The organism is Falcatimonas sp. MSJ-15 (assembly GCF_018918265.1).
GTDB lineage: Bacteria > Bacillota > Clostridia > Lachnospirales > Lachnospiraceae > Falcatimonas.
In genome coordinates, this window is the sequence record NZ_JAHLQC010000014.1 from 30,723 (window position 1) to 49,641 (window position 18,919).

At 32.3% G+C, this 18,919-nt stretch carries 17 protein-coding genes and 1 pseudogene; 2 read left to right on the forward strand and 16 right to left on the reverse strand.

Annotation, left to right across the window (positions count from 1 at the left end; genetic code table 11):
• Positions 1-22 precede the first annotated feature (22 nt).
• The 5 genes from KQI85_RS11460 to KQI85_RS11480 form a co-directional block, all read right to left on the reverse strand.
• Positions 23-523: a hypothetical protein gene (locus tag KQI85_RS11460; RefSeq protein ID WP_216576228.1), complete on the reverse strand. Its 501-nt coding sequence runs from the start codon at positions 521-523 to the stop codon at positions 23-25.
• Positions 524-589: 66 nt separating this feature from the next.
• The gene (locus KQI85_RS11465; RefSeq protein ID WP_216576229.1) at positions 590-1,558 is read right to left on the reverse strand and encodes a 3'-5' exonuclease; all 969 of its coding nucleotides are present in this window, start codon (positions 1,556-1,558) and stop codon (positions 590-592) included.
• Between the two features lie 336 nt (positions 1,559-1,894).
• A complete protein-coding gene (locus tag KQI85_RS11470) occupies positions 1,895-2,998 on the reverse strand; it encodes a methionine synthase (protein WP_216576230.1) in 1,104 nt (367 codons plus the stop codon).
• Positions 2,999-3,107: 109 nt separating this feature from the next.
• Positions 3,108-3,911, reverse strand: coding sequence for a motility protein A (locus KQI85_RS11475; RefSeq protein WP_216576231.1), 804 nt, complete (start codon positions 3,909-3,911; stop codon positions 3,108-3,110).
• Positions 3,912-4,080: 169 nt separating this feature from the next.
• The gene (locus KQI85_RS11480) at positions 4,081-4,734 is read right to left on the reverse strand and encodes a helix-turn-helix transcriptional regulator (RefSeq protein WP_216576232.1); all 654 of its coding nucleotides are present in this window, start codon (positions 4,732-4,734) and stop codon (positions 4,081-4,083) included.
• A gap of 284 nt (positions 4,735-5,018) precedes the next feature.
• Between KQI85_RS11480 and KQI85_RS11485 the strand changes: the two genes are divergently transcribed.
• On the forward strand, positions 5,019-5,873 hold the full coding sequence (locus KQI85_RS11485; RefSeq protein ID WP_216576233.1) for a bacteriohemerythrin: 855 nt from the start codon (positions 5,019-5,021) through the stop codon (positions 5,871-5,873).
• Between the two features lie 79 nt (positions 5,874-5,952).
• On the opposite strand, the gene KQI85_RS11490 is transcribed toward KQI85_RS11485, so the two are convergent.
• The 4 genes from KQI85_RS11490 to KQI85_RS11505 all read right to left on the reverse strand — a co-directional run bounded on the left by KQI85_RS11490 (position 5,953) and on the right by KQI85_RS11505 (position 13,586).
• Positions 5,953-7,512 carry an ATP-binding cassette domain-containing protein gene (locus KQI85_RS11490; protein WP_216576234.1) on the reverse strand — a complete coding sequence of 520 codons (1,560 nt, stop codon included), beginning with the start codon at positions 7,510-7,512 and terminating at the stop codon, positions 5,953-5,955.
• A gap of 618 nt (positions 7,513-8,130) precedes the next feature.
• Positions 8,131-9,825, reverse strand: coding sequence for a GGDEF domain-containing protein (locus KQI85_RS11495; protein WP_216576235.1), 1,695 nt, complete (start codon positions 9,823-9,825; stop codon positions 8,131-8,133).
• A gap of 496 nt (positions 9,826-10,321) precedes the next feature.
• Positions 10,322-12,295: a cellulase family glycosylhydrolase gene (locus KQI85_RS11500; RefSeq protein ID WP_253293854.1), complete on the reverse strand. Its 1,974-nt coding sequence runs from the start codon at positions 12,293-12,295 to the stop codon at positions 10,322-10,324.
• 214 nt (positions 12,296-12,509) lie between these two features.
• Positions 12,510-13,586 (reverse strand): NAD(P)H-dependent flavin oxidoreductase, encoded by a 1,077-nt coding sequence (locus KQI85_RS11505; protein WP_371820609.1) that lies wholly within the window; start codon positions 13,584-13,586, stop codon positions 12,510-12,512.
• 333 nt (positions 13,587-13,919) lie between these two features.
• Between KQI85_RS11505 and KQI85_RS11510 the strand changes: the two genes are divergently transcribed.
• Positions 13,920-14,060, forward strand: coding sequence for a hypothetical protein (locus tag KQI85_RS11510; RefSeq protein WP_216576236.1), 141 nt, complete (start codon positions 13,920-13,922; stop codon positions 14,058-14,060).
• A gap of 291 nt (positions 14,061-14,351) precedes the next feature.
• On the opposite strand, the gene KQI85_RS11515 is transcribed toward KQI85_RS11510, so the two are convergent.
• From KQI85_RS11515 to KQI85_RS11545, 7 genes and pseudogenes are all read right to left on the reverse strand, one after another.
• Positions 14,352-14,819 carry a YaiI/YqxD family protein gene (locus KQI85_RS11515; RefSeq protein WP_216576237.1) on the reverse strand — a complete coding sequence of 156 codons (468 nt, stop codon included), beginning with the start codon at positions 14,817-14,819 and terminating at the stop codon, positions 14,352-14,354.
• Between the two features lie 85 nt (positions 14,820-14,904).
• Positions 14,905-16,110: an enhanced intracellular survival protein Eis gene (eis, locus tag KQI85_RS11520; protein WP_216576238.1), complete on the reverse strand. Its 1,206-nt coding sequence runs from the start codon at positions 16,108-16,110 to the stop codon at positions 14,905-14,907.
• Positions 16,111-16,287: 177 nt separating this feature from the next.
• Entirely contained in the window at positions 16,288-16,833 is a 546-nt protein-coding gene (locus tag KQI85_RS11525) for a hypothetical protein (protein WP_216576239.1), read from the reverse strand.
• Positions 16,834-16,913: 80 nt separating this feature from the next.
• Positions 16,914-17,420, reverse strand: a complete 507-nt coding sequence (locus tag KQI85_RS11530) for a type II CAAX prenyl endopeptidase Rce1 family protein (protein ID WP_216576240.1) — start codon at positions 17,418-17,420, stop codon at positions 16,914-16,916.
• Positions 17,421-17,478: 58 nt separating this feature from the next.
• On the reverse strand, positions 17,479-17,808 hold the full coding sequence (locus KQI85_RS16625; RefSeq protein WP_253293856.1) for a hypothetical protein: 330 nt from the start codon (positions 17,806-17,808) through the stop codon (positions 17,479-17,481).
• A gap of 339 nt (positions 17,809-18,147) precedes the next feature.
• A complete protein-coding gene (locus KQI85_RS11540) occupies positions 18,148-18,357 on the reverse strand; it encodes a hypothetical protein (protein WP_216576241.1) in 210 nt (69 codons plus the stop codon).
• Between the two features lie 286 nt (positions 18,358-18,643).
• A pseudogene (locus KQI85_RS11545) lies at positions 18,644-18,913 on the reverse strand (metal-dependent transcriptional regulator); the annotation flags it as partial.
• Positions 18,914-18,919: the final 6 nt, after the last annotated feature.

Here is an 18,919-nt window from a genome sequence, read left to right on the forward strand (position 1 = left end):
CTTTTTTCCTCTCAAATTCTACTTAATAATCAAGTTCATCCATCGCATCATCAACACCTGATCTGTAATCATCATCACTGTCATAGCGATCCCAATCATAATCATCGTCGTCATATATATCTTCATATCCTGCATCATAGGAATCTTTTGTATTGTAATTATACTTTTTACTACCACTTCCGGTATGTTTATTACTGCCAGATGACGTAGTTGTCTTGTCAGTTGTAGTCGTTGTTGTAGTACTTTTCTTCTTATAATCAGACGTCGATTTTCTTGTTTCTGATTCTTTGCTACTCTCTTTGATACTTTCTTCTTCAGCAGCTTTTTTCTTCATATCCTCATCAAGCTCTTTTCGATGTTCTTTGCAATATTTATCTCCAGACTTGCACTCATTATCGCAATATAAAAAAGCACATTCAGATGTTTTTTTATCTTCCAGACATCCAGACATCGTAATGCTCTCCCATATAGCATATAATATAAGAACTATTAAACCACCCTTTAATAAAGTACTATCTTTCATAAAACATTCTCCCTTTTTAATATTGACTTTATCAATCTTCTAAAAACATTCTCTCTTTAGGCAAACTCAACATGCAATATCTACTCTGTTCTTAATAAGCATATTAGTAAGCTGTTGTGTGATATCAATTCTTCGCATCTCTCTTTCTAATATCCTTACATTTTCTCCATACCAATTATCTTTGCAACAAGTCTTATCATCTGTATTCCCAGTCTCAACTAAGCCGTTACTTTCATCATCCTCATCTTCGTTAAGCATCTCATGCACTCTTCTTTTAAAACACCAGTGAACATCAGATATCATATCTTCATATTCATCAGTATTCTCTACATCTTTATCAGACTCTGACAACTGTTCCGCTTCATTTTTTCTAAGCATCGCCATCATATCAGGTGTAAAAAAATTACCCAAAGAATAACTAAGCTGGTGAACCGGCTCTTCTCTTATATACTGTTCAATCGGTTCAAAATCAGGTATTACAGCTATCTGTCTGTGTATCTTTCTAAATAATCTTGCTGTATTATAAGCATCGCAAAGTCCATTATGTATACGTCCAAGTGATTCAATATGTCCGATTCTCATTGCATCTTCAAGTGCACACTGCTTACTACTACCTATCATCTTATCAAATGTTCTCTGAAAATCAAGCCATGTCTCAAAAAGTCTATCTATTGTATTATTCTTAATCTCTTTAGCTCTCATCTCATTCTGAAGCTGATAATAATCTGAAGCACTCCAGGACATTACTGTTACCTGCCTATCACCAATCCATGACACAAATCTGTCAATTGCTGTTCTAAGTATTGGTGCATCAGTAAGATCGTTATCTGTGATTCCTGTAAGTTCAATAATAAACTCATCAAGCTCTCCATAAAGCGGTCTGACATATGTTGAGAATTCATCAACAATATTGTGTGACATATCAAGCATTACTGCACCTATCTGAATAATCTCATTACGCATTCCTCTCATATATCTTTTCATAACTTTATCAACCATACACATTTCCAAATCAATAACTACATAATACTCCATAAAATCGCCCCATTCCTATGTTCTCTTATATTGCTACCTACTTTTGTTAATTACATGCTATTACTGTCACTTTAATCATTAGATTTAATCATTAATGCTTTAATCATTAGATTACTTTATTAAATTCTAACACAAATTGAGTCCAATAAAAATACCTTATATATAAAAATAGCCCCATATCACACTTAAACTTATAATGTATAAGTGTAATATAGGGCTGCTTTTTATTATTCAATATACCAAATATCTATACTTATTTAATATATTAAATTTTTTTAATACACCATTTCATATATAAATATACTAATAATGCAAATTTTTTACTCTCTCTTAATCTTACAGAAAATCTTTACATGATACAAGTAGATCTATCTTCTTCCACTGTGTATCTTCATCTATGCAATTACCTTCTTCTACAGAAGCAAATCCACACTGTGGTGAAAGTGCTATATTATCACCAATTATGTTCTTAGCTTCTTCATATCTCTTCTTAATAAAATCATGTTCTTCAAGAATAGGATTCTTAGTTGATATAAGTCCCACTACAAGAGTTGTATCAGTTCCTTTAAGTACTGACCATGGTTCAAATGAACCAGATCTCTCATCATCATATTCTACAAAAAATCCATCATAAGGAATCTTTGTAATAACAGGTGCAACAGAATCATATAATCCTGCAAATAATGGATGACCTTTGAAGTTACCTTTACAAAAATGATTAGCTATTATCATATCCTGTGGTTTATTCTCAAGTGCCTTAGTTGACACAAGTCTGAACCACTCAAGTACTTCTTCTTTTTTATAACCAAGAGAATCTACTTTCTTTAGGAAATTCTCATCTATCATATATGTCCATGATGTATCATCTATCTGAAGATAACGACATCCATGAGCATATAGATCTCTTATAGCTGTCTGATATGCTATTGCAATATCATCTATTAATTTATTAATATCATTTCCATAGTATGGTATCTCTTTAATTCCAAGCTGAAGATAATTATCTACAAGAATCATATTAGGTCCGGAGATACATTTTTTAGCAACTATACCTGGATATTTTGATGCTTCTTTTCTTAAAAAATCATAGGCTTCTATCTCTGCATGACTGCGTGAAGAATCATAACTTATCTTACCTGTTATATAACCTAATTCAATATGATTGACTACACCATTACGTTCTTTATCAAGATGTTTAGTTGAGAATCCTTCGAATTCTTTTAACCAATCAAGATGCCACCATCTTCTTCTGAATTCACCATCAGTAACATATTTAAGTCCATGCTCTACTTCTTTTTCTACAAGCTTTGCAATCTCTTCATTCTCAACCTGTCTAAGCTCATTAAGTGTTATATCACCATTATTATATTTTGCTCTTGCTTCCTTTATCTGCTGTGGTCGTAAGAAAGAACCAACTATATCATATTTTATATTAAGCATATCATTTCCTCACTCTCTTTTTCTGATGTATAATATCTTTTTACACACTATATCAGAATGATTTGCTTTTTCAAAATATGTTTTTTTTGCGTTTTGGTATAGTTTTTAACTATGCTGCCTTTTCTACAGGCTGCTGCTTATTCTCTTCATCTTCACGTTCTATAATTGCCTGTATCTTCTCTTTTATAATTCTTGTATTCTCTCCTGCCTGTATTGACAATGTTCCAGTTGTTATAAGTTCCATTTCAAGATATTCTTTTGAACAGTTTTTGTCAAGTTTTCTTGCAATAGGAATACATAGCCAATTAGCAAGTACAGAACCATAGAGAGTTGTAATTAACGCAAGTGACATTCCTTCTCCAATCGAACTAGGATCACTTCCCATATTCTTCATCATATTAATAAGTCCTATAAGTGTTCCTACCATTCCCCATGCCGGACCATATGCTCCAAAATCCTGCCAGAATTTTACTCTCTCTCTTTCTTTTTCATATCTATGAGTCATCTCTATATCCATAATATCTTTTATAAGTTCAGGATCTGCTCCATCTATTACAAGTGTCATTCCTTTTTTCAAAAAACTATTATCCATCGACTGCATCCTGTCTTCAAGTGCAAGTATTCCCTCTCTTCTTGCTATATCAGACATATATAGAATCTCCTCACATACATGATCTATATCCCGTCCTTTTACCCTGAATGCTTCTATAAAACCACTTAAGCCAAATATCAAATCTTCAAATGAATCCGTAGTTGCCATAACTGCGAAAAAAGAACCTCCAACAGTCACAAGTAATGATGGCAGATGAAGATAGCTTACAATAGTCTCCATTCCACCATTAGTCGCTATACCAAATAGTATAGCTGTAAAACATAATACAAACCCTGTTATTCCTGCTTTATTTAACTTCATAGATCTTCCTCCTTATCAGTAAGGCAAATATGGTTCACTATCATTACATGTCTTTGTTATAATCTTTTGCGTATTATTGCCTTATATTCTTACTATAATTGTAGGAAGATTCTCGCAATCTCTCAACCTGCTTACCGTAGAATTAATCCGAATATTCGTAGAATAGCCTTTAAGGTTTTATTTTACTCTCTATTACTACTATAATTATGTATGCTATCATTGAATACATAGCAGATAAAATCGCTACTGCCAGATTAGGACCTAAAAGCGTTGCACTACCTAATAATGCCATTATACATACAAATGCTATCATGCTTACAACCAATCCTACTGGTATTACTACCTTTCTTAAAAGTCTAAGTATATCTTTTTTCTCTCTTTTTCCTGATAGCAGTATTATAGCTGTACATAAACAGGCATTAATTGTAAGTGTTGGAACATCTATATACCATTCTATTCTAAGTGTTGCAAAGCCAAATGCAGTTACTATTCCAAGAATCAGCAATATAATCCCTAATATTATCTGTATCTTCATTCCTTTTTTGGATATCTTATTTTCTTTTAGAAGATTAAGCATATTATCTTCTGCTCTCTTTGGATATTCTTCCGGTTCAAGTCTCTCACCTGATATAAGTTCATTAACATTGACTTTAAGTGCATCACAAAGCGGCATAAGTGAACTTATATCAGGAAGTCCTTTACCAGTCTCCCACTTTGATACTGTCTTATCACTTACACCTACTTTATCTGCAAGTTCTTTTTGTGTATATCCAAGTTCTTTTCTTGTCTGTTGTATGAATATTCCTGTTTTTACCTGATCCACTTTATCGTCCCCCTATAATTGTATAATTCACTAAGGTAATTACATAATCTCGTTTTTTATACCATAACTTTATATGATATGACGGTCAAAAGGTATTTTGCCCGTCATTTATGATTCATCAGATTACTACATGCTACGCATTCCCGTAATCTGAATCTTTATATTATTTCGTCACACTAAAGTATCATTTCAAGTATCAAAAAAAATTCTCTACCTGTACATTCTTAACCTACGCTTTATCACATCCGATATTATCAAAAAGTATTTCTATGGAGGTTTTTGTTATGTATGAATTCACAAAAGACTGTATGATAAATATTGAACAGATTGACAATGAACATAGACAACTATTTCAAGTAATTAATGAATCGATTGAACTTATAAATAAAACTGATGATGTTATGCCATTATGCAACAATCTTTTAAAGTCATTAAAAGATTATTCTCTTAATCATTTTGCCCATGAAGAAGCCTATATGGAAGAGATTAATGATCCTGAACTTAGTCTTCAAAAGAAAGAACATGCCGCTTTTGCAGAGAAGATTAACAATTTTAAACTTGATACTTCATCTAAAGAAAATGCAAAAAAATCTCTTAATGAACTTCTTACATATCTTGTAAGATGGCTTTATCATCATATTCTAAGCAGCGATATGATGATTGGCAAGATGTCTGCATCAGCTAATGAAGTAAAAGACTCTTCTATTTTTGATTTTTCCGAAAAATATATGACCGGAATTGAACTTGTAGACGATGAGCATAGACATCTTTTTGAAATCATTAAAGGAACTAATGATGTTATTAATGCTGCTTATCTTCATGATAAATATGATGAAATTATGCGTCTGTTATCTGAACTTAAAGATTATACCGAATCACATTTTCACGATGAAGAAGAATTAATGTTACGAATTAACTATCCACATATTAATAGTCAGAAACATGCACACAGTGCATTTATTGAGAAACTTGTTAATATTAACTTAAGTGAACTTGATAATATTGATGACAATCAGGACGAATATCTTAACGAACTTATAACATTCTTACTTCAGTGGTTATCTAATCATATACTTGGTTCTGATAAAAAGATTGGTGAGTATATTAAATCTCATCCGGAACTTAAATCCAAAATCTAAATACAATTATAATATATATATTATCTCTTAATATCAATGGCGAATCAACCTTTTTACTTGATTCGCCATTAACTTATATTTATAATTGTATCTTTTTCGTAGCAATCTCTTCTGTAAATCTCACATCATGTTCAACAATAAGCATTGTAGGCTTATATTGTTTAATCAGCTTTTCAATCTGCATTCTTGAGAATATATCAATATAATTAAATGGTTCATCCCAGATATACAGATGTGCTGATGTTATAAGGCTTGATGCTATAAGAAGTTTTTTCTTCTGTCCCTCTGAATATGTCTCAATATTCTTCTCAAATTGCACACGCTCTAGATCAAGTTTTCTTAAAAGTGTAAGTAACATTGTATAATCAAGCTCATACATCTTAGCATAATCTCTAAGATTGCCTTTAAGATGAGATGTATCCTGATTAATATAAGATATTATTATATTCGATGCTACCTCTAAAGTTCCTGATGTTGTAAATGCAGAAGATATATCAGCAATATTTTTATTGATGGCACTTGTGCTATCTGCGTGACCTGCCTGTTGTAAAATTGCTTTTATAATGCTAGACTTACCACAGCCATTATCACCTCTTATAAATAATCGGTCACCTTGATTAATCTCGAATGTAATACCACTTACAGCTAGTTTATCTACATCATTATATTTAAGCGAAAAATCTCTTAAACTTAACAATCGTTCCTTATAATACTTCTTAGGTACAATCTGTAATTCACATACGCTCTCTATATCTTTTAAAAGACCTTCTTTTTCTTCTATCTCACGATTAATTCTAGTCTCATAAGATTTAACTCTCGCCTGCATCTTCTTAGTCTTTGCACCTATATAAGCTCTAGTCTCCATATATCTGTCATGTTCCTTTATCGGATCATAACCTATCTTGGTATCCTCATTCTTATCAGCCCATCTCCTGCTTCTATCTGATGCCTTCTTTAACTTACTTATCTCGCTAAGATGTTTTTCATTCTCCATCTTTGCATAATTATCTGCTCTCTCTTTATTCTCCCACCAGCTTGAGAAATTTCCCGTCTGCACTTCTATTGATTCTTTGTTCAAGACAAGTACATGATCTATACATGCATCAAGCAGATCTCTATCATGTGATACCAGAATAAATCCTTTTTTTGACTTAAGATAATTCTTAATTATCTCCCTTGCTCCAATATCAAGATGATTAGTCGGTTCATCTATAAGCAGAAAATCATTATCACCTGAAAAAAGTACAGCAAGCATTATCTTATTTCTCTCTCCAAAACTTAATGTTGAAAATGGGCGATATAAAAGTTCTGCATCTATAGCAAGTGCAGGTAATTCACACATTACTCTCCAAGTCTCAACTCCTATCTTCCAACTATTCATAAGTTCATCTGCTGTCTTATGAAGATCTGTATCACTAACATGGTATGGAAAATAATCAAACACTGCTTTAGACGTTATAGTCCCTATATATGGATATTTCCCTAATAAGAGGTTAAGAAAAGTTGTCTTTCCTTTTCCATTTCGTCCAATAAAACCAAGTCTCCAGTCTGTATTAATACTAAATGAAACATTATCAAATATATTATCATAACTGCCCTCATAGGCAAAAGTAAGATTATTAACATTAATATCAGCCATATATTCCTCCAATCTGCAGTACAATTAACTGCATACAATCATCGGATGCAATAATCCAAAGTATACTATAATCATATTCCTTAGATAAGCCCCAATAATCAAAAAACGCACTGCATACACATTAATCTGTATACAATGCGAATTCCATATATAAGCTCTCTTATATATTAAATCTTCTTAATCAAATCTCATATCTATTATATTAATATACTGCTTCATATCACCCACTGACTACTTCCACTTACAAGCCTGTGGTGTTCTTACTGCCAAGTTTAGCTTGTAATCGTACATCATTTTCAGACTTTGAAATACAAGTACAAATCTATTCTAGTAAAAACTTTTATAGCCAGATAGCTTCTATATAATATTCTCCACCGCAATATATCTATAACCAAAATTCACAATTAACGACAATTCAATCAAAGTGTATACAAATAAACCTGTATCCAGGCATCATATTTATCTGTTTCTCTTATAATCAAACTATCTATTAATCATGACTTCACCTTACACTTCATTACCAAGTGTTCTTTCTGTTATATTTCTGTTTCTATATCTACAGTACTTTTCTCATTAATTATAAACACTTTTTAGATGGTTTTCAACCTTTTTCTATTTTCACCTTACACTTTGTTCATTTTTAAGTTTAATCTTATTCTCATACATCTTCTCATCAGCTCTTTTCATAGTCTCTCGCAGATTAGCATCTGTCTTCTTATCAAAAGAACAATATCCTGATGCTATCTCCATCTTTATCTCACTTCCATATATCTGAAGTGTATTTACACGTTCTGCCATCTCTTTTTTTATATCTTCAAATTCACTTTCAGTAAGTCCGGCAACAATTCCACAAAACTCATCCCCACCTATTCTTGATATCTTGCCATATCTGCCAAAAAGATCCTGTATTACTTCACTACATATCTTAATATAACAATCTCCCATATCATGCCCCATAATATCATTGAATTTCTTAAGGTTATTAAGATCAAACATAACTATTGCTTTATCTGCCAAATGTATCTTATCAAAACTATCAATATATTTTTCAAAAAATGCTCTATTATTAAGTTTTGTCATTGGATCCATATATGCTTCTGCCTGTATATTCTCTGCCTGTCTTCCAATTGATACTAACTTCGCATAATCCCACATTATTGCAGTCATAATTGCAATTACATATATAAAATATCCACCCCTGCTAAACCTTGCTATATCAGGAGAATTAGAACAATAAAACCTATATATATCTATAATACTCGTTGCTACAAGTATAAACACAACAACTATATTAACTCTATATGTCATATGCTTTTCTTTAATAACCCACTTACCATGTTTTTCTTTTATTATTCCATTAATTCCGGTCACAATGACATATATGCATAAAGCCAAAATAAGTACATTAGTCAGAAGTATTGTATCAGCAAAATCCGCTATTCCCATAAGCTGAAGTGGTATTGTTAAAAAAATATCTATGAATGATAAATACATAAGTACTTTTAAAAACTTTGATCTGCTCTCATAGAATGTTATATCAAAAAATAATGCAAATGGTACAACTGTGAACTTAAGACACAGATATGATATCCATACTAGCAATATCAGATTTGGCGAATGTATTGAATATGTATTAGCTTCAAGATACGACCATGTTCCTCTTATTACAGCAAAAGCACCAAGCCATGGAAGTCCTCCAGATACTATGATATTCCTGCCAGTGCAAAGCCACAGCATAATAAGAACAACGCCTACAGCAATTCCGACTACGCTAAAGCATAATGCCATTATCTTATCTCTCATGTATCTATTAGTTATTCCAGATATTGTACCACTATATATAATTGGTATTGTAACACTACCTTTAGCATAACATTGTTCCATCTCTATTGTTAATATATGTCCTTCGTCTTCTTCTTCAAATTCATAGAATATCCAACTATTACCCGGCATCTTGCTCTTTATTGACGTTGTATTAGTAAATGATAATATCTCTGTTTCATCTATGTACATATGAATATTCTTTTGAAATGAAAAAAATCCAATAGCATTGTGTTCCTTGCTTATTTTTCCAATTTTTCTAGTAAGGCATACTTTATTATCTTTTGACTTTACAGATACAGGAAGTGTATCATATAACTTTGTATCTTCACTGCTCTTTACTGTCCATCCCTTATTAAAACTTTCTCGTATTGCTTTTGTGTCTGTAATACCAGATTTATCACTATGACAGATGAAAAATATTATGAATACAATGACAAAAAATATACATTGTCCCATAAATATCTTCTTCAGTATATCTACACTCTTCATATATTATCATCTCTCCTCTTTTAATAATTGCAAAAATACATCGCTAATATCGTATAATTTTTAATGTCATATAGTTTTTATCGGCATATCTTAAAGATCTTTTATTAGGCTATCTGACTTATACTTTGTAAAAATCTTTCTTCTACATCTACAAAATATTAACTATGTTCTTATTAACAAATGTATAAAATACAAAAACAGCTGATATACTCTTATGTCTAGTCTAAACAAATATTATAAAAAAAGAGTAGATATATTTTTGTGCTTAAACGCATATTATAAAAAAGATCACATATACTTTTACACTTAAATGCATATTATATATGTGATCTTCTCATGCTTTATATAGTTATTTTACCAAATTCTAAAATAGCAATTCCAAACGATTCTATTTTTTAGTAATTCTAACAGATTCTTAACAATTCTGTCAGAGCATATTTTAGTAATCTACTAGATTATATTCTAGTATCTTCTATTAATATACTTTTGACAATTACTATCTTCCATAACAGTATGCTACTGAATATACTGTTATAGTACCTTCTTTTGCTCCTACATTAATCTGATCAAGCTTTGATGCAAAATCTGATGTTCCAAATGCTTTTACACAATCATCATATGAAAATTTTGCAAAATAATGTCCATTGGCACTTCCATATTCTGATGCCTGTACTTTAGCCCAGTTAGCTCCACCTGACCAACTCTGTAAGATAAGTTCAAGCTGTTTCTCATCGCCTGAATATTCTACATAAAAGTAACCATTCTTCTTAATATCTGATGCGTTAAACTCACCGCCTGCTCTGTTTGTCTTAGATGATGCTGTTGCCTGCCACCATGATGTAGTTGCATTTCCCCAAAACACTGATACATAAGGATCCTGCTGTGAATTATTGTCTGTTGTATCTTTTTTAGTCTCAGTCTCTTTATTATCATTTTTTGAGTCTGATGAACTATCTGATTTACCAGTATATACTGAGCATATCTTAGATGTATTCTTTATACCATTAGTATCATATATAAGTGTCTTACCCCACTCTGTAAGACTGCTGCCATCCCATGTATTAGCAAGATCTAAGTATATCCAATCATTACCATTACCTTTCCATGACCAGCCTATATATCCTGCTTTTTTCTCTTTACAATAACTCATAATTGTATATTCGTCTACATCACCATTAGTATGTCTGCATCCAAACTCGCCAATAACTACAGGAACACCTGTTGAAAGTGCATTATCTATATTCTTCTTAACAGTAGCTGCATCGCCACCTGCATATTCATACATATGAATTGAGAATACTGTATTGCCAGTCTTATCAGCTTCATATACACTTCTTCCATAATCTTTTATTGAATCCGGATACTGTCCCCATCCTGCACAGTCTACCATTATAAGATTCTTAATTCCTGCATCACGAAGACTCTTAATTGCTGACTTATTGCCATCTGCCCAAGCAGCACCATCCCATGTTCCATACCATTCATTAGCAATGTTTAGAATAACATATTTACTATTCTCATTAAGAATATCTTTCATCTCTTTCCAATAATTCACTGCATTGTTAAGATAACCGATATCATCCTGTCCTGTTGCATCATGTACATCAAATACACATACAAGATTATTCTCCTTACACCAGCTGATTATATTCCTAAGTTCGTCTGCACTTGTCTTAGTATATGTCTGTCCATCAGCTACAACAACTCTTACTGTATTGGCACCTGTTTTTGCTATCGCTTCTATTGACTGCTTAGTCTCCCCTGTATACCATGCATGTGCAACATTAATACCTCTCATTATGAATTCATTACCATTAGCATCACGTATTGTCGTTCCATCAACATAGAAATTTTCTGCTTTTGTAACTGTCTGTAAATTATCTTTATTCTCTGTATTATTTTTATTACCTGTGTCTGTTGTACTTCCTGATGTATTACCTGAAGCACTATTCTGTGATGAAACTGATTTGCCATAATCATAGCAAAGTGAATATACATTAACATATGTATCTGTCGCACCTACATATACTTTATCAAGAAGTCCGACAAAATTATCTGTTCCAAATGCTTTTACACAGTTATCATATGAATATTTCATAAAATAATGTCCATTTGCATAACCTTTCTCACTTGGTTCTACTTTTGCCCATGATGCTCCACCTGACATACTCTGAAAAATAAGTTCTACTTTTCCTTCTGTTCCACTGTATTCTACATAGAAATGACCGCCCTTTTTAATATTAGATGCATCAAATTCTCCACCGCATCTAGTTGTCGCTACATCTACTGCCTGTCCCCAGTTACTACTCCATGAATCTCCATAGAATAATGATACATACTGTGTTCCATTACCTGATGCAGCATTGGCACCGGTCTTATTGAATGCAAATACAGCTGTCCCCATCATTACAAGTGCTGCAAGAAAAATTCCTGTCAACTTAGTGTGTTTTGATAATTTTGTTTTTCTCATACTTTTACCCTCACTACTTATTAATATTCCCCCTGTTATCGTTAATAATCTCGGATTTAACATCCGATTTTTTTTCATAAAATATCATATAGCTGTTATCAGTCGCTTAATATTCTATGATTTTCTCTAACAGTATATATATCATAACATAGTGATTGTTAATTATCTATCACAATTTCTTGCAATACGGTTTATATTTCTTTCAGTTTCCATTTTAATCATTACAACATAATTCCATCATTAATTCATGCACTGACATTATCCTATCTATTCTACCTACATTAGCACCACAAAACACAAGCCCATTATCTATATCTCCTTTAACTGCATCTGTTAATGCTTTTGTTATACAGTATGGAACTTCTCCCGGATTACACTTTTCAAGGCATCCATAACACTTTGTTATAGGAATTCTTCCTTTCTCTGTTTTTTTAACAAAATCATTGTATAATGCACGACCTGGCATTCCAACAGGACTTTTTATAATTCTAATATCTTCTTCCTTAGCATTAATATATGCCTCTTTATATCTGTCAGATGCATCACATTCACAGGTTGCCACAAATCTACTTGCTATCTGCACTCCATCTGCTCCAAGGCTTAATGCATGCTTAATATCCTTATTGTCATATATTCCTCCTGCTACGATAACCGGTATCTCTTTGCTATACTTCTCTTCATATTCTTTTTTACATTCTATAATATCTCTTATCTCATTGTCATAACAGAGGTTATCTATATCCTCTAGCTGTTCTTTCGAAAAACCAAGATGTCCACCTGCTTTTGGTCCTTCAATAACTACAAAATCAGCTGTTGTATTATATCTTTTCTCCCACATCTTAAGAATTATCTTAAGTGCTTTCTTAGAAGATACTATAGGTGCAATCTTAGTATTACAGCCTTTTTCTATAAGTTCCGGAAGTTCAATCGGAAGTCCGGCTCCACTTATAATAACATCTGCACCTGCTTTGACTGCTGCTTTTACATGTTCCTTATAGTTCTTAAGTGCAACCATAATATTAACTCCCACAAGCCCATTGCCACAGGCAATCTCTTTTGCCTTATCTATATGCTTCTTAATCGCTCTTATATTGCACTCATTCGGATTCTTAGAAAAATCGTCTTCATCATATCCTATCTGAGCTGTTGATATTATTCCTATTCCACCTTCTTTAGCAACAGCTCCTGCAAGACGGCTTAGACTTACTCCAACACCCATGCCACCTTGAATTATTGGAATCTTCGCTACTAGATTACCTATTCTTAACTCTTTTAACATACAATCACTCATTAATTATTCCTCCACTTTCTATACCTGCCAGATAATTGACTATAATATATTACATATTAAATATCCGACAGGCTACTTGTTCTGACTTTATATCTTGTAAAAAATACTTTGATATTCAAAGTATTTTTATTTGAGTATAATTCTATATCGTGTTTTTGTCAAGATATTATTGTATGTATGTTGTGTTACATAGTTTTTAATACTACTTATATTTATGGTATTCTCATGTATATGTTCTATAATATAGATACATTTATGAATATATACATTGTATAGATATGTATGTTTATAGATATCTATGTATATTATATAGCTATGTTTGCAGACATTTATGTGTATTATATAGATACGCTTGCAGACATCTATGTGTATTATATAGATACGTTTACAGACATCTGTGTGTATTATATAGATACGTTTACAGACATCTGTGTGTATTATATTGATATGCTTACAGACATCTATGTATATTAACAAATATGCTTACAGACATCTATGTATATTATGTAGATATGCCTGCAGATATTATATATGTATATCGTTGCATAAATATTATATATTGCTCTTGATATTTTCTTGCAAATCTATTTTTCACTATACGGATATTATTTCTTGATATTTTGATAGATTAATTTTTATATAACCAAAAGCACATTAACTTCTATGATATGATTGTTAATGTGCTTTTGTGGATTTTTATTTTGCCAGTTACGTTATAATATTTTATTCATCAACATTAAAATAAACTATGTGCTATACTAACTTTTAATTATTATATTCTATTTGCGTCTTCATAGCTAACTTTACAATTTTCTCAAATGATTCTGCAAACCTTTTATCATCTTCTTCTGTTCTCTTTCGTGGTCCTTTAATATGATTCTTAGCAGATGTCCTGCGTGCTTTTTTATTAATATGCCTTTCCATAAGCATCTGATCTATATTCTCATTGGTATACCATCTACCCGACTGATGAATTGAATATGCACCTTTTGCAAGAGCCATCGCTGCTACTCCATAATCCTGTGTAATTACAATGTCTCCCTTATGGCAGATATTTATAAGTCTATAATCAACAGCATCTGCACCTGCACTGACAACTATAACTTCACTATAATCTGAATTAAGAATATGATTCGTGTCACATATAAGTGTCACCGGGATATTATATTTTATTGCAACTTTCTCTGCTATTTGAATCACAGGACAAGCATCTGCATCTATTAGTATCTGCATAGTTTTCTCTCCCTTTTATTGATACGTTGTATTATTAATCATATCAATCTCTATCAGATAAGTCTTATACTATCAATAATTTTTCTTAAATATAATCTGACACATATGGTATCTCATGTAATAATACATCATCGATTTTTCCAACACCTTCTACATCACCTTCAATTTTACCCATATTAAAAAGATATTCTGCATTCTTATATCCCATCATGAGTGTTGTAAGTGTCCCTATTGACATCTTTAGATGATACTCCGGCTTTTTCTGTGAAATATTACTTTTGCCATCTATAAATTCTATAATAAAATTACCATTATTCCATGGTAAAAGTTCATCTGTAATCTCAAATTCGAATATACCACCAGGACCGTCCGGATCAGACTGATATTGTTCAACAAACTGCTTTATATCTATAATTCTTCCCATTGCATACGGACGAATAGTTTCTTTTATATCACTATCATCTAATTCGAATGCAATCGGCTCACTATAATAATTATTACCTCTTACTTCGTCAATCATAGAATCATGTTTATGTATATATTCCCATAATCCAAGCTGTGCTTCTCTGTTAAGATATATCATCTCTTTTATATGCATAACATCTGAACTAATTAAATATACCATATAGCCACTTGGTACACCCTGCGCTGTATAATATATAGCCACCATAGTATCGTCTTCATCCCAACGAAAATATTCTTCCCAGGCAAGCTTATTGCGATACAGACATCCATGCATCTTAGCCGCAAACATTCCATGAAGTTCTTTAAAATCATGATCGTTCCATTCAACACGCCTTACATAACCTGGCTCTTTAATCTTTTGTGGAACTTGTGTATCCTTAATTACATAAGTCATCTTATTAGATATAATCTCCCAGCCAAGTCGTCTATATAATGGGATAGAGTATGGATATAAAAGTGCAAATGATTTATTGCTCTCTTTCATACGTGTAAGACTCTTCTTCATTAACTTTTTCATAATACCCTGACCTGTATATTCCGGATATGTACATACACTTGTAATAAAGCCAACCTGATAACGTTCCCCATATATATTCATATCTAGTGGATATACTGCGAACTGTGCCACAAGTTCATCTTTATTAAAACAGCCTAATACGTCTGCTCTCTCCAAAACCGGAAACTTTGACTGTTTAATCTCATCATCTTTCCATCCTGTTTCTGCAAGTTCTTGTTCTGTAACCTGAAAAGAATATCGTAATAATGCATTATACTGTTCTGCGTCATCTTTTGTCAAAACTCTAATTATAAAATTATTTTTACTCATAACCTTTATACTCATTTCATCATCTTTTTTATTCTTATTACATCATACCAAAGCATAATTTGAATTTCAACACTTAATCCTATCAACACTATGCTATGATCAATCACCAACTGGCATCGCTAACACCAAAGAGACAAATAATCATCAAAGGCAACTTGTTTATGACTATGCTTATGCCTAATACTCTGTCACCAGATAAGTCTTACAATAGCCATTAGACGTATTATAAGCATATATACTGAGTGTAACCTCTTGTGGATGCTCCTCTATCTTAAAATACTCTTTTCCTACATTATACCATCCATCTATTTCTTTGACTTTTATAAGATAATTAGTTCCACCATATCTTCCACTGCTTGATACTGTTGCTTTCTCGAACTTTGCACTTACTTTTTCAATCTTCATAGTATTAACTCTTCTAAGTTGCTCTCGCTGATTACCTAAAAGTACTCTTGATATTATTCCTGCAAATATGAATACTATCATCCCAAATATAGCTACTACTATTCTTCCATAGATACTGCTGATTGTAAAAATAATTGTTATAAAGCCAAGTAGAATTGTTATTGCCATTATTCCTATTAATTGCAACGACTGTCTATATCTTTTTGTTATAGCATTGATAAATAATTCCTGTTCTCTATCATTAGTTGATGTCATACTCATACTTGCAAGTATATTCCTATCTATAGTCGATGACGACATTGAAACTGCCCACTTCATTATAATGCCTCCAATTCGTTATTAATATCATCTTCCGTTGTTGCCATGGTAACAATACCTAAGATTCTGTTTCTGTCATATTATTCCTCCACTTCTCTCAGACATGTTCTCGTAACAAATCTTTCAGCAGCATGTGCCAGCATCGGAATAAATAAGCATTCTGAAGAATAGAATACATATCCTATTCCCATTGAGAAAACAAAGGAAGCTGACACTTCTAAAAATAAGTATTGGAAATTCTTTTGTTTGGTAACAAGTGCTTGAACCAGGATGCCCGCACACCAAATCAATGCCGTTATAAAAACACTCCATAAAGTGTTTAGTTTCTGCATTGCTAAAATCCCCAAAACCAAAGTCTGCATCATCACTCTTTGAGGTATTTCCATACATGCAGCTTCTACGCATAAAGGTGCTAAAGGTACATTCTCATGTGATTCATGTTTCAACTTAATGATAAGACTCGTTACTATTACTGTTGCAATTGCTACTGACCACAATTTCCAATTAAAAATTGAAATAAAATGAAATGGATGAGCATGAAAGCAAATTCCAATAATTATAGTTGGAATGATGGATATAATCACCATACTCATTCTCTGTAGCCAATATATTTTTTTCTTAATACAGAAACTCTGTAGAAAAAGATTACACCCATAACAAGCTCCACTTAACAAAAAGCCTATTAAAAAAGATATACAATACCACATTTTTTTCTCCTAAAAATTTGATTTTATCATAGTCTGTAAGTTTATTTATTCCACCTTTTTCTCCACCATTTACGTTGCCCTGCACATTTCTATATAAATTCGCCCGAAACATATCATCATATACTTCCACTGTGAGAACAGGAAGTCCGTATTCTCTGGCAGCACTTATAATTCTTCTGATGCCACTTCCCCATGCTTCTACCGGAAGTTCATAGCTTTCCCGACGCACTAAACCATCTATTGTCGCTCCAAGTCTGATATTTTTCAAAACAAAATCAACCGCACTCTCTATCTGCTTGTATATCGGTCCGGTATATTCCCGTTTATCAAGAAAAACCTACCTATCCATTGCTGTTAAATACTCCTTAATTAAAACTCTCCATAATAAGTACCATTATATTCTACTATTGGAATAATAGCAACGATTATATTATGAACCTTACCTCTATATTTCTTAAAATAGCCTGTGATTTTGTGTACATTTTACAAACAGATAGAACAATATGTCCTATCATCTTTTTCTTCTTGTCATCGTTATCATTTTTAACCACTGATTGTAGCTTACTAATCTTCCACAACATCATCTGGTCCGACAAGTGTAACTCCCTTACTTTGAAGAACAACATACTACAATTGTAATCAATACAATAATAGCAATTATAAGAAGTGCTGGCTGTGTAAATAACCATAATATTACAAATAGAAGAACTAGAAAGCCAACTACTTTTCCTATAACTACAATCCCTGAATAATCTCCTCCACATGCTGCTATAATCGCAAATATTATGAACATTAAAATTCCTGTTAAAATATGCATATCTGCCACCTCCAAATCAATAGTGATTAACTCTGACTCAACTTACTTGCTTTTTCTTTATATCTTATTTATAACATTTATGCTGTCCAATAAGCATCCCTTGCATATCGAAATTTTATTTATTTCACGCACAAAAAAGGACGCAGGATATTCTCCCACGCCCTCACTACTATTTAATCGTACCATATCTTTATTCACAGGGACATTGTGAAAACTAAATTGAATTCCTGCTACCACTACAACCAATAAACTATTTCTTCCTGTAAATCCACAAACACATCTTTAATACACCCACATTTACCAACATTTCTGTTAGAAATTTATGTCTTTCATATATCTTTTCAGCCACTTTCTTACCCGTTTCTGTCAAATGCAGAAAATAGTCTGAATCCATAGTAATATAGCCGCATTCACGCAAAACGGACACTGCATGGCATATACTGGGCTTTGCATATCCCATGTGCCGGGCAAGGTCAACTGAGCGCACAATCCCTATTTGTTTTTGTAATATAAGTAAAGCTTCCAAATAATCCTCACCCGACTTATAAAGTTTCATTGTATT